This window comes from Stenotrophomonas sp. 8(2023) (assembly GCF_030345295.1).
GTDB lineage: Bacteria > Pseudomonadota > Gammaproteobacteria > Xanthomonadales > Xanthomonadaceae > Stenotrophomonas > Stenotrophomonas muris.
In genome coordinates this window covers 2,625,278-2,643,977 of the sequence record NZ_CP128404.1, presented here as the reverse complement: position 1 = coordinate 2,643,977, position 18,700 = coordinate 2,625,278, and the positions used below count along the sequence as shown (strand labels likewise).

The following is an 18,700-nucleotide window of genomic DNA, read 5'->3' as shown; positions in this document are numbered from 1 at the left end:
TCGATTCCACTTCCAAGGAGCGTCGCATGAGCACGCTGGTCATCCGCAATGCCCGCATCACCACACTCGACCCGCAGCAACCTCACGCGCAGGCATTGGCCGTGCAGGAGGGCCGCATCGTCGCTGTCGGCAGCGATGAGGAGATCATGCGCGGCTGGGGCAATGAAGCGACCCTGATCGACGCGCAGGGCCGGCGCCTGCTGCCCGGCCTAAACGACAGCCATACCCACCTGATCCGCGGTGGCCTGAACTACAACCTGGAGCTGCGCTGGGACGGTTTGCGCTCGCTGGGCGACGCGCTGGACATGTTGAAGGCCCAGGTCGACCGCACCCCGGCACCGCAGTGGGTGCGCGTGGTCGGTGGCTTCACTGCCGCACAGTTCAACGAGAAGCGCCTGCCGACGCTGCAGGAGCTCAACGACATTGCGCCGGATACGCCGGTGTTCCTGCTGCACCTGTATGACCGCGCGCTGCTCAACCGCGCCGCGCTGCGCGCCTGCGGCTACAGCAAGGACACGCCGGATCCACCGGGCGGGCAGATCGTGCGTGACTCGCTGGGCAACCCGACCGGGCTGCTGCTGGCCAAGCCCAACGCGCTGATCCTGTATGCGACGCTGGCCAAGGGGCCACGCCTGCCGATCGAGTACCAGGCCAACTCGACGCGCCACTTCATGCGCGAACTGAACCGGCTCGGCATCACCTCGGTGATCGACGCTGGCGGTGGTTTCCAGAACTACCCCGAGGACTACCAGGTCATCGAGCAGCTGCATCGCGATGACCAGCTGACGGTGCGCATCGCCTACAACCTGTTCACCCAGAACAAGGGCAAGGAAGTGGACGACTTCCGCGGCTGGAGCGAGATACTGCAGCCGCGCCAGGGCGATGACCTGCTGCGCCACAACGGCGCTGGCGAAATGCTGGTGTTCTCCGCGGCCGACTTCGAGCTGTTCAACGAGCCGCGCCCGGAACTGCCGCCTGAGCTGGAACCGGAACTGCACGATGTGGTGAAACTGCTGGTCGAGAAGCGTTGGCCGTTCCGCATCCACGCCACCTATGACGAGAGCATCACCCGCATCCTCGATGTGTACGAACAGGTCAACCGCGAGGTGCCGTTCGATGGCCTGCACTGGTTCATCGACCACGCCGAGACCATCACCCCGCGCAACATCGAACGCATCCGCGCGCTGGGCGGCGGCATCGCCGTGCAGCACCGCATGGCCTACCAGGGCGAAGCCTTCGTCGAGCGCTACGGCGTGCAGGCGGCGCGGCACACGCCGCCGGTCAAGCGCATGCTGGCCGAAGGCGTGCCGGTCGGTGCCGGTACCGATGCCACCCGCGTGGCCAGCTACAACCCGTGGGTGGCGTTGTCCTGGCTGGTGACCGGGCGCACCGTGGGCGGGCTGGCCCTGTATGGCGATGAGAACCTGCTCGAGCGCGAACAGGCGCTGCGCCTGTGGACCCAGGGCAGCGCTTGGTTCTCCGGCGACGAAGCGGTGAAGGGCACGCTGAAGGTGGGCCAGCTGGCCGACTTCATCCTGCTCTCGGCCGACTTCTTCCGCGTTGATGACGCGCAGATCGCCGACATCACCAGCCTGCTGACCGTGGTCGGCGGCCGCATCGTGCACGCCGACGGCGATTACGCCGGCCTGGCGCCGCAGCTGCCGCCGGCGATGCCGGACTGGTCGCCGGTCAACCGCTTCGGTGGCTACCACGTTGGCGGTGCCGCCACCGGATTGGCCGCCGCGCATCGCCACCATCACGGTGTGGCCTGTAGCACCCACGGCGCGCACGGGCATGCGGCCCGGCATGCGGCACCCACCGATGACCTGACCGCCTTCTGGGGCGCGATGGGATGCTCGTGCTTCGCCTTCTGAGCCTGGCGCTGCTGGCCATGCCATGGATGGCGCTGGCCTGTGACACCGGCCGCTGCACCGACATGGGCGGCGGGCAACTGCAATGGGACGCCTCGCTGCGCTTCAGGGGGATGTACTACGACCCGGCCCGGTTCGGTATCGGCGGCAGTGAAGACGGCTACGGTCTGCTGCGTGCACTGGCGTCGGCCACGTATGTCGAGGACAACTGGCAGGCACGGGTGCAGCTGGGCGTGCATGCCGAGAATGGCAAGGCAGGTGGACCCGGCCGCACCGACCGCAGCGCGCTGGACGTGCAGCAGGCGTACTGGCGCTGGCAGCGCGGTGGCTTCCATCTGCAACTCGGCCGGCAGGAAGCCGGCTATGGCAGCTCGCGGCTGTTGTCGGTGCGCGATGGGCCGAACATCCGGCTGGCATTCGATGGTGCCCGTGCAGGCTGGAAAGGCCGCCTCGGCACGCTGGACCTGATGGCGCTGCGACCGCTGGAGAACCGACCCGGCGCCTTCGATGACCGCGGCGAACGCGGTGCCCACTTGTGGGGCGCGTATGCGACCACCGCGCGTGGTCGTGGCCCAGGCCAATGGGATCTGTACCTGCTGGACTACCGTCGTGAAGGCGCGCGCTTTGCGGTGGGCTCCGGTACCGAGCGACGGCAGACCCTGGGCGCGCGCTGGTTCGGCCAGGCTGGTGCACTGGACTGGAACAGCGAGCTGGTGGCGCAGGGCGGTGAACTGCGAACGACCGCTGGCACGCTCGCTATCCACGCCTGGACGCTGGCCACCGATACGGGGTGGCGCTGGACGGACCTGCCGCTGCAGCCGCGTCTGGGGCTGAAGGCCGACATCGCCAGTGGCGATGGCAATCTGCACGACGGCCGCCTGGGCACCTTCAATGCCTTGTTCCCGAAGTCGGCCTATTTCAGCGAGGCCAGCTTGCTGGCCCCGGCCAACCTGATGGACGTCCAGCCGACCCTGACACTGCGCCTGCACGACGCGGTGACGACGGAACTGGGCGTACAGATGGCCTGGAAGCATCGTCGCGCCGATGCGGTCTACACCACGCCGGCACCGCTGGTGGCGTTGCCGGGCAGCGCCGGCGGCGCGCGCCGCATCGGCACGCAGTACAAATCCGAAACCCGCTGGCAGGCCAGCGAACACTGGCAATGGCAGCTGCAGCTGGCCTGGGTCGATGCCGGGCCTGCACTGAAGCAGGCCGGCGGCCGGGACACGCTGTTCGCCTCGATCGTTGGAGCATGGCAATGGTGAACGCAACCGCGTCGCAACCCCCCGCACAGGCCGCAGGCGCCTGGTCCCCACTGAAGATCCAGATGTTCCGCTCGATCTGGCTGGCGATCCTGGCCAGCAACATCGGCACCTGGGTCAACGACGTGGCCGCCGCCTGGGTGATGGCCGAACGTACCGGCTCGCCGTTGATGGTGGCCCTGGTGCAGTCGGCCACCACCGTGCCGATCGTGCTGCTGGCACTGGCCGCCGGAACCCTGGCCGACATCGTTGATCGCCGCAGGTACCTGCTGGCCACCCAGGGCTGGATGCTGCTGGTCGCCGCCGTGATGGCGGCGCTGACCGCGATGGACATGCTGACCCCGCAGCTGCTGGTGCTGCTGACCTTCTGCATGGGCTGCGGTGCGGCGATGGCGATGCCGGCGCAGGCCGCTATCGTGTCCGAACTGGTGCCACAGCCGATGCTGGCCTCGGCGGTGGCGCTGAACTCGATCGGCATCAACATCGCGCGCTCGATCGGCCCGGCCATCGGCGGCGTGATCGTCGCCCAGCTCGGTGCGGTCTGGGCCTTCGGCTTCAACGCCATCACCTTCGCCGCGATGCTGTTCGTGGTGTGGGGCTGGAAGCGCGACCCGAAGCAGTCCAGCCTGCCGCCGGAAGGCTTCGGTGCGGGCCTGAAAGCGGGCCTGCGCTATGCCAGCCGCGCCGGGCGGTTGCAGGCGGTGCTGATCAAGTCGGTCGGCTTCTTCTTCTTCGCCGCAGCGATGAATGCGTTGCTGCCGGTGGTGGTGCGTGGGCAGATGCAGGGCGGGGCGGGCCAGTACGGCATGCTGCTCGGCTGCATCGGCATCGGTGCGGTGGGGGGTGCGCTGCTGCTGCCGAAGCTGCGCGCGCAGCTGGATCGCGACCTGCTGGTGCTGCTGGCGACCCTGTCGCTGGCCATGAGCCTGGTCGGGCTGGCGCTGACCCGAAGCTGGTACGTGCTGCCGCTGGTGATGCTGGTCAATGGCTTTGCCTGGATCACCGTGCTGTCGTCGCTGCAGATCGCGGCGCAGACCGCAGTGCCGGCGTGGGTGCGTGCGCGTGCGCTGGCGCTGTACATCATGGTGTTCTCTGCCGGCATGGCCGCCGGCGGCCTGAGCTGGGGCGCACTGGCTCAGCGCACCTCGCCGGAGCTGGCCCTGCTGGTGGCTGCCGCGGGTGCGGTCATCGGCGGGTTGCTGGTGTGGCGCGTGCGCATCGCCGGCACCGAAGACCTGAACCTGCGTCCGGCGGGGCACTGGCCAGCCCCCGAACTGTCGGTACCGGTATCCAATGATCGAGGCCCGGTGCTGGTGACCATCGAGTACCGCATTGACGATGCTGATCGCGCCGCGTTCCAGGCGCAGATGCGCACACTGGGCACCATCCGCCGCCGCGATGGCGCCGTGGTCTGGGGCGTGGTCGAGGACGTGGCCAGTCCAGGCATCCACCTGGAGTATTTCGTGACCCCGTCGTGGCTGGAGCACCTGCGCCAGCACGAACGCATCACCGCCGACGACAGGGCGATCCAGGAAGTGCTGCGCGGATTGCATCGCGGTGAGCGTGCGCCGGTGGTGCGCCACTTCGTGGGTGGGCATGACCCGCTGCCTGTCGCTGTGCCGCATCACCACACCGACATCTGAAAAAAAAGGGGACGGAGGGGATTAAGTCGTTTGTGCACAAACGACTTAATCCCCTCCGTCCCCTTTTTGCGATCGAAGGGGCGGCGGCACCGTTACAGTGCCGCCGCGGCGCATCAACTGCGCGCGAACGCCAACAGGTCGGCGTTGAACTGCTCGGCGTGGGTGATGGTCAGGCCGTGCGGGGCACCGGCGTATACCTTCAGTTCGGCATTCTTGATGATCTGCGAGGAGAGCTTGGCCGAGGCATCGAACGGGACGATCTGGTCGTCATCACCGTGCACGACCAGTGCCGGCACGTCGATCTTCTTCAGGTCTTCGGTGTAATCCACTTCCGAGAATTCGTGCACGCAGTCGTACTGGCCCTTGACGCCACCGAGCATGCCCTGCAGCCAGAACGCATCACGCATGCCCTGGGTGACCGTGTTGCCATCGCGGTTGGCGCCGAAGAACGGGGTGGTCAGGTCCTTGAAGAACTGCGAACGGTCGCCGCCGGTGCCCTTGCGGATGCCGTCGAAGACCTCCAGCGGGGTGCCGGCCGGGTTGCCGGCGGTCTTGAGCATCAGCGGCGGCACGGCGCCGACCAGCACCACCTTGGCCACGCGCGTGCTGCCGTGGCGGCCGATGTAGTGGGCCACTTCGCCGCCGCCGGTGGAATGGCCGACCAGGATCGCGTCCTTCAGGTCCAGCGCCTCGATCACTGCAGCCAGATCGTCGGCGTAGGCGTCCATGTTGTTGCCGTCCCAGGTCTGGCTGGAACGGCCGTGGCTGCGGCGGTCGTGGGCGATCACGCGGTAACCGTTCTGGCCCATGAACAGCATCTGCGGGTCCCAGGCATCGGACGACAGCGGCCAGCCGTGGGCGAACACGATCGGCTGGCCGTTGCCCCAATCCTTGTAGAAGATGCGGGCGCCGTCGGCGACGGTGACGAAGTTGCTCATTGCAGGTTCCTTGGCGGAAGGGAGGTAAGGCACCGGCAGGCTGCCGGTGCCTTCGGCAGTACAGCGCAGGTGCCGGCGACGGACTTGCACCGCTGTGCTGGATTGCAGAGGATGTGACGCATATCGCTCTGGCGGGACCCGAGTCGCGCGCCGAGGATGTCCGCAGCCCGCCTGTGGAATGCCCGGATGCCCGCCACGCGATGGTCCCTGCTGTTGTGCCTGCTGTTGCCGATGGCCGCGCCGGCTCAGACCAATGTCTACAAATGCGTGGATGGACCGCATCCGGTCTACCAGCAGACACCCTGCCAGGGCCGGGCGGCGTGGCGCTGGGATGTCCCGGCGGAGCAGTCATTGTCCCGTGGGGCGGTGGTTCCCGCAGTCACGCCATCGAAGCCGTCGCGTCGCCCGCGTCGTGCCGTCCGGGCGCAGGGCGCATTGATCACGATCAGTACGGATGCGGCGGCCTGCGAGCGTGTGCGCCGCCAGCGCGGACAGGCGCTGCTCAAACGTCGGCGGTTGGATTTCGTGCAGCGCCGGCAGCTGGATGATGCAGTCTACGACGCCTGCCAGTGAAGTTGTGCACTGAAGCGCCGAAAACAACAACGGCGCCCTGGGGCGCCGTCGTGTGCAATGCCGTGAGTGCAGCTCTCAGCGGCCGTCGCTGGTGGCGGCCGGTGCCGGCGAGGGCACGCTGTCCGGCTTGGGCAGGCTCAACTCCGGGTTGCCCTGTTCGGCCTGCAGGATCTGGATGCGGCGCTGCAGGGCGTCCAGCTGGCTGTTGGTGCTCTGCACATCGGTGCTGAGGCTGACTGCCTGCTGCTGGGCCTGCTGCAGGGCGGCGCTGACCTGCGCCGACTGTGCCTGCTGCTGTTCCATTTCCTGCTGCAGGGTGCGCAGGCGTTCTTCGTTGTAGGCCACCAGGCGCTCGGTGTAGCGCTTGCCGGCTTCCAGGCGGGTGGTGTCGATGTAGACCTGGGCCAGCTGCTCGGACTGCTGCGCGAAGGTGCGGTAGACACGTTCGGCGTTGTCCACCGCATCGGTCTTGATCACCCGCCAGAAGTTCTTCTCCTGGAACAGGGCGACGTAGTAGGTCAGGGTATTGGCGTTGAACAGCAGGCTGGCGCCGTAGTTGCCGTTGTAGGTGGTGCGCAGCTCGGTCAGCTGGCGCGAATCCATCAACTGCTTGAGCTCGTCCACGGTATTGCGCACCACCGGCGCGCTGCGCGCCGGTTCGGCTGCAGCCTCGCGGTCGCCACGCGCGGCCATCGCCGCCGGTGCCACCAGCATCATGGCCACGGCCAGCACTGCTGCGTTGCGCGCGTGCCGGGCGAAGACCGCGCCCCCTGAAGTTTCTCGCATGTCTAGACCATCCACGGATGAGTGTGGGTTGAGATGAAGGTGGTTCCCCGCCGGGAGTCTAGCATGGGCGCGGGCGCCGCCAAGGGCGGCGGTCACGGCGCGATTTCAATAGACCAGCTGTGCCGCGCTGCACTGGATCGACTGCACGTTGACGTCGGTCCGGCCCAGTTCCAGGCCCAGCACGCTGGCCAGCAGGTTGGTCAGCAGAGTGCCGACACTGTTGAGCACCGGTCGCAGTGCGGCCAGGATCGGCTTCAGCACGGTGCACAGCAGGCCGCTGCAGCTGACGCTTCCGTCCGGGTTGGCAACGCCGCTGCCACTGGCGCCATCGAGGAAACCCGCCGGCGCGGTCTGGATGTACGACGCCAGGTTGTTGCGTACGCAGCCGTTGTAGTCGATCAGGTTGCCGAGCAGGCTGTCGCAGCGGTTGATCAGCAGGCCGCCGACCAGCGAGCCGAGCAGGCCATCGAGCAGGCCCAGGCCCTGGCCGGTGACGGTCGTCCTGTAACCGGTCCACACCGAACCGTCTTCCCAGCAGGTGGTCAGGCCCAGCAGGCAGGGCTTGGGGACGCCATTCTTCACCGTCCAGTTGCCCAGCGGGGCGAGGTTGCGTGCCGGATCGCCATCGCGCAGCAGCGGGATGACCTGGTCGACGTTGTAGCGTCCGCCAGTGGGAAAGGCCGCCTGCAGGTAACGATCGGCCAGCGCCTTGGCCGTGTCGTTGGCACTCATGCCCTGCTTGGGCGAGCTGAGCATGCCCGACAGCACCCGCAGCAGCTCGTTGACCAGGCTCGACACTGCGTCACCGATCGCGAGCGGATTGATCCGGGTCGAGCCGGTCTCGCCCGCAGCCAGGGTCAGGTTCTGTGAGCCGGTGAGGGCGGGCAGGGTGATCCTGTCGTTGATCAGCGGCTGGCCCAGCAGCTTCAACAGCTGTTCGTTCTGCAGCGTGGCGTCGCAGACATTGGCCTTGGAGAATCGCTGTGCGGGGTCGACGTTGCCGACGCAGGCACGCAGCACCGATGAATCGACCTGGATGGTGGCCTTGGGGGGACTGCCGCCGCACTGGATGCCGGTCAGGGTACCCATGCCGTTGGCCACGTCGACGTGCAGCGGCAGGTGCAGGCGCGTGCCGAGCAGGTTCAGCAGCGGCCCAAGCGCGAACAGGTTGTTGCTGTCCACGTCCACCATCAGCCGCACCTGCGCATTGTAGGCGCGGGTGCCGACGCCGCCGATGGCGATCGACGGCGGCTCGACCACGCCGCCCTGGATGTTGATGCCCAGCAGGTCCAGACCCTTGATCGTCACGCCGTTGCCATCGTTGGCGATGGAGATGGCGGTGCTGATCAGGTTGAGCACGTTGATCTTCGATTCCAGTGCGCTGCCGACGGTGCCGTCGGGTGAGACAACTTCCGCGAACAGCCCGCCGCCGCCGGCCTGGCTGCCGAGCACGATGTTGAGCTTGTTGATGTCCAGCTGGGTGGCGACCAGGTCGGACAGGGCGCGCAGCTGCACGCCCACCGTCGAGTCACGGCCGACCACGGTGGCGGTGGCATCGACCAGTTGCGCCAGCGAGATCTTGTTGACCGACAGCAGGCGGTTGAAATCGGCCACGCTGAGGTTGGCGCTCACCGGGATGTTGAGTGCCTTCAGCAGGCCGGATGGGGTGACGTTGGCCTGCGCCAGACCATCATAGGACAGCACCGTGGCATTGCTGACATCCAGGCCGACCAGGCGCAGGGTCGACAGCAGTACGGAATCGCCATTGGTGCGCAGCAGCTGCGAGCCCACCGCGAACACCGCCGTGGGCTCCGAGCGGCGGGCGACCGCCTGCACGCTGACGGTCGGCAGGCTGGTGTTCTGGCCGAAGAAGGGCAGCACGCTGCGCTCGGCGATCACCTGCACCGCATTGCGCGGGTTGCTGGCATCAACGCTGGTGGCGAAACGGTTGCTGGTACCGCGGCTGGCACTCCAGTTGCCGCAGCGGACCTGCAAGGTGCCTGCGAACCTGTTCTGGGCCAGTGCGCTTTGCCGGGCGGCGCTGTTGTCGCTGTTGTCCGCGCTGCACAACTCCAGTCGCTGCGCGCCGGCCAGCGCGGCCAGGTCGGCAACCTTCTGCGCATCGCGCTTGGCCCAGAACAGATAGCCGATCTCGATCAGGCCCAGCATCGCCAGCAAGGCCAGCATGACCAGCATCATGGTGACCGACATGCCGCCGCGTGCGCGGCCGAAACTGAACTGGCGTGGGCGTTTCATGGCCTACCTCAGCGTCCGGAGGAGGAGGCATCCTTGGACCGCGCAACATCGGTCTCAAAGAAGTCCGGGATCTCGTGTTCAAAGCTCTTCAGGTAACGCGCATAACTCAGGGTGGCCTGGTCACCCAGGATCGGCAGGCGCTGGCCGGCCTGCTGTCCCGACGCCTGCAGGCGGAACAGGTTGCGGGTGGCTTCGCCGCTCTGCAGGCGCGCACGCGGTGTTGCCGGCCGGGCACCGTCGGTTGCGGGGAGTGCCGGTGGCACCGCTGCCACCGCCGCGGATGCGGCGGGTGCGGCCAGCTCCACGGTGGGAAGCGGCTCGGCCTGCATCGGTGCTGCGGCCGGTGCCGACGGCATGGGGCCACCGAGCATCTGTCCGGTCAATGGCTGTTGCTGGGCCTGCACGGCACCGGCAGCAAGCAGGCAGGACAGCACGGGCAACAGGCGTCGGGTCAGGCGCATCGCAGTCATGGTGTGCTTCCGGTCGGGTGTTCGGTGGTGCTGAAGCGTTCCAGCATCGACGGTGGCAGGCGCTGCGGATCGCGCTCGTCACGTGCTTCGCGGCGTGGTTCGGCTGCCAGCCGGGTACTGCCCGACGCACGGGCGCCGTGTTCGCTGCTGGCCGCGGACGCAGACGCAGGGGCGTTGACGGCGGCCGCCGCCTGCCGCTGCTGCAGGCGCGTGCGGATCTGCTGGGCCTGCTGCTGGATGCTGCGGCGCGTTTCGTCGTTGAGGTTGGCCTGTGCCGCCAGGCGCTCCGCGGTGGCCTGGTCGCCGCGCAGGAGCGCCCACAGTGCGAGATTGGCCGTGGCCTTGGCGTTGCCTGGCGACAGCTCCAGGGCCTTGGCCAGCGGCTCGCGCGCCTGGTCGAACTGGCCGGCGCGCAGCCGCGCATAACCCAGGTCGCCCAGGTAGTCGGTGTTCAGGGGCTGCAGTTGCGTGGCGCGCGCCAGCGCCTGTTCGCTGCCGGCGTCGTCATCGCGGCGTGCAGCGATCAGGCCCAGGCCGTGGGCGGCCGCAGCGGCCTGCGGCCCGCTGGACAGCTCGCGATACAGCGCTACCGCTGCGTCGCTCTGGCCAGTCTCGCGCAGGGCGTCGGCCTGCAGCAGGCGCAGGGCGGGGCGATCACCATAGCGTTGGCGGAAGGCCTCCACGTGGGCGAGCGAGGCATACCAGGCGCCCTGCTGCTGCATGCGCTCGATCAGCTCCAGATAGGTGTTGCGGCTGTCCTGCGGATCGGGCTCCGGCGGCGCAAGGCTGGGCGCCCGCACGTACTTCGGCGTGGTCGATGCGCAGCCACTGGCCAGGGTGGCGAGGGCGACGGCAAGCAGCAGGCAGGGGGTGCGCAGGGCAGGCATCAGGGCGATCCCATCTTGGACATGGTGGTGGCCAGCGCGACCAGCGCTGGACCGGCAAGCACCAGCATCAGTGCCGGCAACAGGGTCAGCATCATCACCACGGTCATCTTCACCGAGAGCTTGCCGACCTTTTCCTTCAACGTGTTGCGGCGCTGCTCGCGCAGGCGGATGCTGAACTGGCGCAGCGGTTCCTGCACGGCGCCGCCGTGCGCATGCACCTGCAGGATCAGCTGCATCAGGCTGGCCAGGTCGTCATCGGCGTAGACCTCGCTCAAGCGCCGCAGTGACTGCGCGCGGGTGCGGCCGTGGGTGTAGGCCACGTTGGCTTCCTGCAGTTCGCCGCCCAGTACCGGCAACGCATCGCGCAGCTTGTCGCCCAGCGTCTGCAGGCTCTGGTCCATGCTGAAGCCCACGCCCTGCAGCAGGCGCAGCAGGTCGATCAGCAAGGGCAGTTCGTTCTCGACCGCGCGGCGGCGGCGCTTGACCCACGACGACAGCACGAACTTGGGCAGCAGCAGCCCGGCCGCCAGCGCACCGATCACCACCATCACCCTGGCCAGACCGTGCGCGCTGCTGAACGCCAGCGCCAGCGCCAGCACCAGCAGCGCAAGCAACAGGCGCAGGCCGAGATAGATGGCGGTGCCGCGGCGCGTGTTCCAGCCGGCCAGGTCCAGCAGCAGCCTGTCCTCGTTGGCCAGCAGCGCGGCCTCCAGGCGGCCACCACTGAGCGAGCGCCCGAAGCGCTCGAGCCAGCCCAGCGAGTCGCGGCGCGTAGCCTCGGTGTCGCGGGCTTCCTCGCGCGGCTGCAGGGCGGTCTTCAGCGCGGCCGAGGTGCGGTGCTCGCGATGGCTGCGCACCCAGCCGGCAATGCCGAGCAGGGCGACGCCCGCTGCCAGCACCAGCAGCGAAAGGGCGAACCAGGCGCTGGCGCTCATCGGGCACCTCCCGGGTAGCTGCGGGCGGTCATAACGATTTGGCCAGGCGGTACAGCAGCAACGCCCCGAGCAGTTCCAGGCCCAGTGCGATCAGCAGGATCCTGTGGCCGAGCGGGTCATGCAGCACCGGCTGGAAGAACGCCGGGCTGGAGATCGCCATCAGCACCGCACTGGCCGGAGGCAGCAGCCCCAATACCCAGGCCGACATGCGGGTTTCCGAGGTGGTGGCGGCCAGCTCCTGCTGGGCCTGCTCCAGGTCGCGCATGAAATCACCCATGCGCTGCAGGATCTGGTCGGCGCGCCCGCCGATGCGCACGCTCACCCCGATCACCACCGCCAGCACCTTCAGCACGTCCATCCGGTACGGCTGTGCGGCCAGGCTCAATGCACGATCCAGCTCCATGCCGCTGCGCGCATAGCGCACCGTGGTGTCCAGCAGGCCGCGCAGTGGCGCGCTGGTCTGCATCGAAGACACCTGGAACGCGGCCTGCAGGCTGTTGCCCAGCGCGGTGAGGCGGACCAGGTTGTCGAGGAAGTCCGGCATCTGGTGCAGCAGCTGCGCGCGCAGTTTCGTGATCCGGCGCATCACCCACAGCCAGCAGCCCAGCAGGTACAGCAGAAGGGTCAGCGGAAACATCCAGGCCGTGCCCAGCCGCACCGCCGCCACGACCGCAAGCACCAGTCCCGGTACCAGCAGCATCAGTGGCAGCTTCCAGCCCGGCTGCAGGCCGGCGCGCTGCAGGACGCCATCCCAGGGTAATGCGCGGCTCCCACTGCTGGCGGGGCGGGCCGAATCGTTCGCCGCCGCAACGGCAGGCCCGGCCGGCACCGCACCGGCCGTGCTGCCGCGTGCCAGCTGCTGCTCGGTGTGCTGCAGCGAGGCCTGGCGCTGTTCACGGCTGCTGGCGGTACCCCACAGCCAGACGGCCAGCGCCAGCAGCACCGAGATGATGCTCAACACGCCCAGCAGCAGGCCGGTGCCCATGTTCAGAAGTCCCCGTAGAGTGATTCGCGCAGCTGCTGGCGGAACGGCTCCAGCTTGTGCGAATGCGGATGGAAGCCCAGGCCGATCCAGCGGTCGGTCTCGCGGCCGGTGCCATCGATCTGCACCTCGTGGCGGAACATCTCCTGGGTGGTGATCAGGTTGTCGCTGACCCCGGTGATCTCGGTGATCGAGACCAGCACCCGGCGCCCGCTGCCCAGTCGCGAGATCTGCACGATGAAATCAATGGCGCTGGCGATCTGCCGGCGCAGGCTGTCTTCGCTGCCCTGGAAGCCGGCAAACCCGGCCAGCATCTCGATGCGGTACAGGCAGTCGCGCGGCGTGTTGGCGTGGATGGTGGCCATCGATCCGTCGTGGCCGGTGTTCATCGCCTGCAGCATTTCCAGCACTTCAGCGCCGCGCACTTCGCCGACCACGATGCGGTCCGGGCGCATGCGCAGGCTGTTGCGCACCAGGTCGCGGATGCTGACCGCGCCCTGGCCCTCGGCGCCGCCGATGCGGCTCTCCAGGCGCACCACGTGCGGATGGTTCAGCGAAAGCTCGGCGGTGTCCTCCACGGTGATGACGCGCTCATCGGCCGGCACGTAGCTGGCCAGGGCATTGAGCAGCGAGGTCTTGCCCGAGCTGGTGCCGCCGGAGACCAGGATGTTGCAGCGCCCCAGCACCATCGCCTTCAGCAGTGCCTGCATCGGTGCGTCGAAGGTGCCCTTGGCGAGCAGTTCGTCGGGGGTGAACGGGTCCTTGCGGAACTTGCGGATGGACACCATCGGTCCGTCCACCGCCAGCGGCGAGATGATCGCGTTGAGGCGGCCACCGTTGGGCAGGCGCGCGTCGACCATCGGATTGGAATCATCCAGCCGGCGGCCGAGCGGGGCGAGGATGCGGCGCAGGATGCGCAGCAGGTGGGTATCATCGGTGAAGCGCTGGGTGGCGCGCTTGAGCTGTCCGCCCTGCGAAACGTGCACGTCCTTGAAGCCGTTGATCAGGATGTCTTCGATGGAGGGGTCGTGGAGCAGGTCGTCCAGCGGGCCGAAACCGGTCAGCTCCTTGACCAGTCCCTCGGCGACCACCTGCATCTCTTCTTCGTTGATCGGGATGCGCCATTCCTGGATGAAGCCCACGGTCTGGACCTGCACCCAGCGGGCGATGGTGTCCGGGGCCCAGGAATCGATGTCGATGCGCTCGTCCTCGATGCTGTTGAGCAGATGCTCATGCGCGGCCGACAGCACCTTCTGGTACTGCTCGGTCTGCGCGAACGGCAGGTGGCCCGGGGCAGATTCGGGCAGTACCGGGCGGGCAACGGCATGCGGGAACGGGGTTACCTTGTCTTCCATTGCGATCCACCCAGGGCAAGGGAGAGTCTTTCCCGCAGGCCATGCGGCTGGACCGGGCAGGCGGCCGGATCCAGGCGCGACACGAGCGGGGCGAGGGCACGCAGATAGGGGTCGCGCGGGGCATCCTGCAGCAGCAGGTGTCCCTGGCTGGCGGCCAGGCGCACGCGCGGTCGTTCGGGCAGCGTCGCCAGCAGCGGTACTTCGAAGCGGCGTGCGATCTGTTCCGGGCTCATGCCGCTGCTGTCATCGTGGCGGTTGATCACCAGTTGCAGGCGCTTCTCGCGCTCACGCTGGCCCGCCAGGTGCTTCAGGGCCTGGTCCAGAGAAACCAGCGTGGCGATCGAGGCATCGGTGACCAGCCAGATCTCGTCGGCCTGGTCCAGCAACAAGGGCGGAAGCTGCCGCAACGGGCAGCCGCCGGCATCGCACAGCACGCTGGCGAACACGCCGCGCAGGCGCTGCAGCAGCGCGCCAGGATCGGAGGGCGGAACGGCATCGCTGCCACTGGCACGATCCAGCAGCACCAGCCCGGAGTCATGGCGCGCCATGGCCGTGCGGGCGAGGGTGGCATCGATGCGGCTGGCATTGCGCAGCGCGTCTTCGTAGTGGAAGCGGCTGTCGAGATTGAGGTACAGCGCGAGGTCGCCGGAGGGCTGCGCCAGCTCCATCAGCAGGCCGTCCTGCTGCACGGCTTCGCCCTGGGCCAGGGCGCGCGTCTGCTGCGCCAGCACCGAAAGATGTGCGGCCAGGGTGCTGGTGCCGACGCCGGCGCGCACACCCAGCAGCACGATCAGGCGTGCCTTGTGTGCGTGCTGGGCAACCGCTGCCGGGCGCGGAGACAGGGCGCGCCGCAAGGCCGCCTCGATGCCTGCGTCGTCACTGTCCAGGTCCAGTACATCGCGCAGGCCGGCGCGCAGCGCGATCACCACGCCTTCGACCTGGCCGGCGCTGGTGGCGCCCACGGCCACCAGCGGCAGGTCCGGTTGGGTCTGCTGCAGCTGCTGCGCCAGCACGCTCGAGGCGGCCGCATGCTCGGGCCGGAAGTCGAGCAGCACCAGGCTCTGCGGGCCGCGTTGCAGGTCCTGGGCGGAGGTGGGGGCGTTGCTGTCCTGCCAATGCAGGGCGGTGCTCGGCGGCAGCTTGGCGGCCAGCCGGGGCAGCAGTTCGCGGTCGATGCCGTACAGGACCAGGTTCATTGGCGGTCCTTGCGGATGCAGCGGCTGGGCGGTGGCGTAGGGCATGGGCGTGGTATCGCAGGCATCATGGAGTCAGCGCGAGAATCCGGGCACCGGGTCCTGGCTGACCGGACCCAGCAACCAGGAACCCCACTCGGGGAGATGCGGCCTGGCTTCGCGCTCGCCGGGCAGCGGCAGTTCGGTGTTGCGCGCCAGTGGCTGCACCAGGCGCGGGGTGACGATGATCACCAGCTCCTTGTCCTGGCGCTTGTAATCGAAGTTGCGGAAGAACGAGCCGATGATCGGCAGGTCGCCCAGCAGCGGAATCTTGCTGACGTTGGAGACGATGTTGGAGCTGACCAGGCCCCCGATGACGAAACTCTCGCCGTCACCCAGCTCGACGGTGGTGTCGGCGCGCCGGGTGGTGATCGAGGGAATCTGCACGTTGTTGAGCACAATGGCATTGCTGTAGTCCAGGTCGCTCGCTTCGGGCGCTACCTTCAGCGCGATGCGGTTCGCTGCCAGCACGGTCGGGGTCACGGTCAGGCCGATGCCGAACGGCTTGTAGGTGATGGTGGTGGTGCCAAGCCCCTGCGGTTCCAGGATCGGCAGTTCGCCACCGGCCAGGAAACTGGCGCTCTGCCCGGACAGCGCCACCAGCGTCGGCTCGGCCAGTACGCGGGCCATGCCATTGGCCTGCAGCAGTTCGACATCGGCGTTCCACAGCCCCTTGGTCGAGCCGAAAACAAGGCGGAATGCCGAGGAAATCGGCGAGACGGCCTCGTTGCTGCTGTTGCCTTCCTTCATGCCGGGCAGCAGGCCGGTGTTGCCCGGCAACCCGGTGCCGGGCCGCGCGAAGCCGTAGGCGAAGCCGCCGTTGCGGTTCTGGAAGTTGATGCCGATCTGCTTCATCGCGGTCTTGTTGAACTCGACCACCTTGACCTCGACCTGGACCACACCGCCGCTGCTGATGGTGGACGTATCGGCAAGCGCACCTTCCTTGCCCAGTGCCATCGCCGCCGTGCGTTGTTCCTGCATGTGCGAGAGCACGCTGTCAGTGCTTCCCTGCAAAAGGCCCTGCTGGTCCTGCTGGGTGAACACCAGATCGTTGCCGCCGGTGCTGGCCGCACCCTGTACGGCGCTCTGCACCCGTACTGTCACCCGTTGCGGCTCGGCCTGCTTGCGGTGCCACAGCAGCAGGGTGGTGGTGCCAGGCATCCTGCCCACCAGCAGCGCCTGGCGCTGGCCGCGCAGCATCACGATGTCGGCAACGCCGGGGTCGGCAATGGCCACCCGTTCCAGGTCGGCCGGCAGGTTCCAGGGACGCTGCTCACGGGCCTGCAGCACCAGGTCATCGGCGGCCACGCTCGTTGCCGGTGCCAGCAGCACCAGCAGCAGGGCCAGCCACCGCTGGCGGGGAGAAAGGCGTGGACGGCGGCGACGTTCGGTCATGGATGCGCTCGATGCAGGTCAAAGGGAGCTACGGGGGGCGGAACTGTCGCCACGGATGATCTCGATACCCGAAGCGCGCGGGGCGCTGCGACGGGGCGCCGGCGCACGCGCGGGTGCATCCGCGTTGCTGCGTGGCGGGGCACTGCCGCGGCCGGCCAGCGCGTCGCCGTCGATACCGGCGAAGGCGTGGTTCTCCGGGCGCTGCAGTGCCAGCTGCTGCTCTGCGTCGAGCCCACGCAGCGGATCGATCACGCCGCGCGACTGAGGGAACAGTGCGAGGTCGGGCAGGCCCGTATCAGCAGGATTGCGCAGCGCCAGGAACAGCTTGCCCTGCTGCGCACCCAGCAGCAGTCGATTGGCGTCCGCCACCGGTACCGCCAGCACCGCGCTGCGCGCGGGTTGCGGGGCTTCATTGCTGCTGTGGCTGCCGCCACTGCCGGTGATGTCGGCCGCGCGCGGGTCGTTGCGGGTGTCGGCCTCGCTATTGGAGGTGGCTTCCGAGGCGACCGGCGCGATGTCCTGCTGCCCATAGCTCAGCACGCGCAGGCGCGACAGCAGCAGGCGCGTCTGCGCGGCCTCGGCGGGGCTGTTGATGCTGGGCTGGGCATTGCGCAGGTTGAGGAAGACGTCGACGAAGTCACCGGGAAGGATGCGGTTGCCGGCACCAACCAGTTCGTCCACGGGCACGGCCAGTGCGCGCTCGCCCGGCCGCAGCTGCAGCGAGAAGCCCTGTGCCAATGCGCTGCTGCTGATCGGGCTGCCTTCGGCGATGTCCTGCACCGGCACCTTGCCGACCACGGCGGCGATGCTGGTGGCGGCACCGGCGACGGGGGAGGTGCGCTGGGCCAGGCGCAGGTCGTTGGCGCTGATCGGCTCGCCCGCGGGCAGGCGCGCCACGGCTTCCACCACCGTGATGGCCTGCACTTCGTTGTGCGCGATCGGCGCGGCCGTGACCGGTGCGGCCGGTTTGCGCCCGATCATGAAGGCGATCAGCGCCAGCAGCACGGCCAGGCCGATCAGGGCGACGGCAGCGATGCGGGTCAACTTGAGCATGGAACCGTCTCCAAAATACCGGTCATCAGTTGCCGCTGCCGAGATCGAGCTGGGCGACCGCGACGCTGCGGATGGGAGCCTGCATCACCCACTTGTAGAGCGTGGCGGTGCCGGGCAGGAAGGGATGGCTGGCGTAGTCGTAGCTGACTGTCACGGTCATGCACTGGGCCGTGGCCAGGCCGGCGCAGGGCGCCTGCGCGGACACCACGATGGCATTGCTGCCCCCCGCGCTGCAGTCCACGTTCTGCTTGGAGAACTGCAGCAGCCATTGCATCGAGGTGCGTGCGGCGACGCAGGCGGCGGTGCGCCGTTCGCCGGCGGTGCCGTAGCGCAGCGAGGCGCGCGCGCCTTCGGCCGAGGCGGTGGCCAGGGTCTGCTGTGCTGCCATGATCATCACCCCGGAGAAGGTGAACAGCAGCAGCGGCAACAGGCCGAGCATCAGCATCAGGGCGAACTCGATGCTGGCGACGCCGCGTTGCTGGCGCGGGCTGCGGATGTTCATGGTGCACCTCCGTAGATGCTTGCCAGCACCCAGCCGATGGCGGCGAGTGCGAGGTAGGCGGCATAGGGAATGCCACGTCGTCCCTGGCGTGCGGCCTGCATGTCGCGCAGGGCCGGATGCGCGTGCCATTGCGTGCTGGTGCGATTCACCTGCATCTGCAGGTGGCCGGGCAGCAACACGCCCAGGCGCCGGCCCGCCAGCACCAGCACGGCGTGCAACCCGGCGGCGAGGCTGGCGACCAGCCAGACCGGCAGCAGCGCCTGCCAGCCCAGCATCAGCCCCAGCACGGCAAAGAACTTCACGTCGCCGGCGCCCATCCAGCGCAGGGCATAGAACGGCAGCAGCGCCAACAGGCCGAGCGCCGCGCCGGCAACGTGGGGCAGCCACGGCTGGCGCGGCGCACTGAACTGGCCGAAGACGATCACCACGGTGGCGATCACGCAAGCGGCGATCAGCCAGGCGTTGGGCACCCGACGGGCATACAGATCACTGATCGCGATCCGCAGGCATACGCCGATGGCCAACAATCCCAGCAGTGTCATCGCACACTCCGTCGTCCG

At 68.3% G+C, this 18,700-nt stretch carries 17 protein-coding genes; 4 read left to right on the top strand and 13 right to left on the bottom strand.

The annotated features are described in order from the left end of the window. Positions 1 to 26 precede the first annotated feature (26 nt). The 3 genes from QP609_RS12410 to QP609_RS12400 are packed head-to-tail and all read left to right on the top strand — an operon-like array spanning position 27 to position 4,776. Entirely contained in the window at positions 27 to 1,874 is a 1,848-nt protein-coding gene (locus QP609_RS12410; RefSeq protein WP_173390344.1) for an amidohydrolase, read from the top strand. Next, positions 1,853 to 3,136 (top strand): alginate export family protein, encoded by a 1,284-nt coding sequence (locus QP609_RS12405; RefSeq protein ID WP_197621114.1) that lies wholly within the window; start codon positions 1,853 to 1,855, stop codon positions 3,134 to 3,136. The genes QP609_RS12410 and QP609_RS12405 overlap by 22 nt, the downstream gene beginning before the upstream one ends. Beyond that, entirely contained in the window at positions 3,130 to 4,776 is a 1,647-nt protein-coding gene (locus tag QP609_RS12400; protein WP_049440904.1) for an MFS transporter, read from the top strand. The genes QP609_RS12405 and QP609_RS12400 overlap by 7 nt, the downstream gene beginning before the upstream one ends. Positions 4,777 to 4,889: 113 nt before the next feature. Here the strand turns inward: QP609_RS12400 and QP609_RS12395 are convergent, their stop codons facing one another. Next, complete coding sequence (locus QP609_RS12395; RefSeq protein WP_197621561.1) at positions 4,890 to 5,714, bottom strand: alpha/beta hydrolase; 825 nt, start codon at positions 5,712 to 5,714, stop codon at positions 4,890 to 4,892. 186 nt (positions 5,715 to 5,900) lie between these two features. Between QP609_RS12395 and QP609_RS12390 the strand changes: the two genes are divergently transcribed. Continuing rightward, a complete protein-coding gene (locus tag QP609_RS12390; protein WP_014647466.1) occupies positions 5,901 to 6,287 on the top strand; it encodes a hypothetical protein in 387 nt (128 codons plus the stop codon). Between the two features lie 75 nt (positions 6,288 to 6,362). Here the strand turns inward: QP609_RS12390 and QP609_RS12385 are convergent, their stop codons facing one another. The 12 genes from QP609_RS12385 to QP609_RS12330 form a co-directional block, all read right to left on the bottom strand. Next, positions 6,363 to 7,073, bottom strand: a complete 711-nt coding sequence (locus tag QP609_RS12385; protein WP_014647465.1) for a DUF2968 domain-containing protein — start codon at positions 7,071 to 7,073, stop codon at positions 6,363 to 6,365. Positions 7,074 to 7,178: 105 nt separating this feature from the next. Next, positions 7,179 to 9,329 carry a TadG family pilus assembly protein gene (locus QP609_RS12380; protein ID WP_197621560.1) on the bottom strand — a complete coding sequence of 717 codons (2,151 nt, stop codon included), beginning with the start codon at positions 9,327 to 9,329 and terminating at the stop codon, positions 7,179 to 7,181. 8 nt (positions 9,330 to 9,337) lie between these two features. Further along, positions 9,338 to 9,799 (bottom strand): DUF3613 domain-containing protein, encoded by a 462-nt coding sequence (locus QP609_RS12375; RefSeq protein WP_197621559.1) that lies wholly within the window; start codon positions 9,797 to 9,799, stop codon positions 9,338 to 9,340. Then, entirely contained in the window at positions 9,796 to 10,686 is an 891-nt protein-coding gene (locus tag QP609_RS12370; RefSeq protein WP_197621558.1) for a Flp pilus assembly protein TadD, read from the bottom strand. The genes QP609_RS12375 and QP609_RS12370 overlap by 4 nt, the downstream gene beginning before the upstream one ends. Further along, entirely contained in the window at positions 10,686 to 11,621 is a 936-nt protein-coding gene (locus QP609_RS12365; protein ID WP_014647461.1) for a type II secretion system F family protein, read from the bottom strand. Before QP609_RS12365 ends, QP609_RS12370 begins: the two co-directional genes overlap by 1 nt. A gap of 28 nt (positions 11,622 to 11,649) precedes the next feature. Further along, on the bottom strand, positions 11,650 to 12,606 hold the full coding sequence (locus QP609_RS12360; protein WP_134966967.1) for a type II secretion system F family protein: 957 nt from the start codon (positions 12,604 to 12,606) through the stop codon (positions 11,650 to 11,652). 2 nt (positions 12,607 to 12,608) lie between these two features. Next, complete coding sequence (locus tag QP609_RS12355) at positions 12,609 to 13,958, bottom strand: CpaF family protein (protein ID WP_014647459.1); 1,350 nt, start codon at positions 13,956 to 13,958, stop codon at positions 12,609 to 12,611. Next, complete coding sequence (locus tag QP609_RS12350) at positions 13,943 to 15,199, bottom strand: fimbrial protein (protein WP_041863560.1); 1,257 nt, start codon at positions 15,197 to 15,199, stop codon at positions 13,943 to 13,945. The genes QP609_RS12355 and QP609_RS12350 overlap by 16 nt, the downstream gene beginning before the upstream one ends. Before the next feature lie 27 nt (positions 15,200 to 15,226). Next, a complete protein-coding gene (locus tag QP609_RS12345; RefSeq protein WP_032962552.1) occupies positions 15,227 to 16,585 on the bottom strand; it encodes a type II and III secretion system protein family protein in 1,359 nt (452 codons plus the stop codon). Between the two features lie 18 nt (positions 16,586 to 16,603). Beyond that, complete coding sequence (gene cpaB / locus QP609_RS12340; protein ID WP_169410385.1) at positions 16,604 to 17,638, bottom strand: Flp pilus assembly protein CpaB; 1,035 nt, start codon at positions 17,636 to 17,638, stop codon at positions 16,604 to 16,606. Between the two features lie 25 nt (positions 17,639 to 17,663). Further along, on the bottom strand, positions 17,664 to 18,140 hold the full coding sequence (locus QP609_RS12335) for a TadE/TadG family type IV pilus assembly protein (protein ID WP_164077797.1): 477 nt from the start codon (positions 18,138 to 18,140) through the stop codon (positions 17,664 to 17,666). Continuing rightward, positions 18,137 to 18,682, bottom strand: a complete 546-nt coding sequence (locus QP609_RS12330; protein ID WP_046431106.1) for a prepilin peptidase — start codon at positions 18,680 to 18,682, stop codon at positions 18,137 to 18,139. Before QP609_RS12330 ends, QP609_RS12335 begins: the two co-directional genes overlap by 4 nt. Positions 18,683 to 18,700: the final 18 nt, after the last annotated feature.

Coding starts and splice junctions, on each gene's coding strand:
- QP609_RS12410 (WP_173390344.1), top strand. CDS start 27: ATGAGCACGCTGGTCATCCGCAATGCCCGCATCACCACACTCGACCCG.
- QP609_RS12405 (WP_197621114.1), top strand. CDS start 1,853: ATGCTCGTGCTTCGCCTTCTGAGCCTGGCGCTGCTGGCCATGCCATGG.
- QP609_RS12400 (WP_049440904.1), top strand. CDS start 3,130: ATGGTGAACGCAACCGCGTCGCAACCCCCCGCACAGGCCGCAGGCGCC.
- QP609_RS12395 (WP_197621561.1), bottom strand. CDS start 5,714: ATGAGCAACTTCGTCACCGTCGCCGACGGCGCCCGCATCTTCTACAAG.
- QP609_RS12390 (WP_014647466.1), top strand. CDS start 5,901: ATGCCCGCCACGCGATGGTCCCTGCTGTTGTGCCTGCTGTTGCCGATG.
- QP609_RS12385 (WP_014647465.1), bottom strand. CDS start 7,073: ATGCGAGAAACTTCAGGGGGCGCGGTCTTCGCCCGGCACGCGCGCAAC.
- QP609_RS12380 (WP_197621560.1), bottom strand. CDS start 9,329: ATGAAACGCCCACGCCAGTTCAGTTTCGGCCGCGCACGCGGCGGCATG.
- QP609_RS12375 (WP_197621559.1), bottom strand. CDS start 9,799: ATGACTGCGATGCGCCTGACCCGACGCCTGTTGCCCGTGCTGTCCTGC.
- QP609_RS12370 (WP_197621558.1), bottom strand. CDS start 10,686: ATGCCTGCCCTGCGCACCCCCTGCCTGCTGCTTGCCGTCGCCCTCGCC.
- QP609_RS12365 (WP_014647461.1), bottom strand. CDS start 11,621: ATGAGCGCCAGCGCCTGGTTCGCCCTTTCGCTGCTGGTGCTGGCAGCG.
- QP609_RS12360 (WP_134966967.1), bottom strand. CDS start 12,606: ATGGGCACCGGCCTGCTGCTGGGCGTGTTGAGCATCATCTCGGTGCTG.
- QP609_RS12355 (WP_014647459.1), bottom strand. CDS start 13,958: ATGGAAGACAAGGTAACCCCGTTCCCGCATGCCGTTGCCCGCCCGGTA.
- QP609_RS12350 (WP_041863560.1), bottom strand. CDS start 15,199: ATGCCCTACGCCACCGCCCAGCCGCTGCATCCGCAAGGACCGCCAATG.
- QP609_RS12345 (WP_032962552.1), bottom strand. CDS start 16,585: ATGACCGAACGTCGCCGCCGTCCACGCCTTTCTCCCCGCCAGCGGTGG.
- cpaB (WP_169410385.1), bottom strand. CDS start 17,638: ATGCTCAAGTTGACCCGCATCGCTGCCGTCGCCCTGATCGGCCTGGCC.
- QP609_RS12335 (WP_164077797.1), bottom strand. CDS start 18,140: ATGAACATCCGCAGCCCGCGCCAGCAACGCGGCGTCGCCAGCATCGAG.
- QP609_RS12330 (WP_046431106.1), bottom strand. CDS start 18,682: ATGACACTGCTGGGATTGTTGGCCATCGGCGTATGCCTGCGGATCGCG.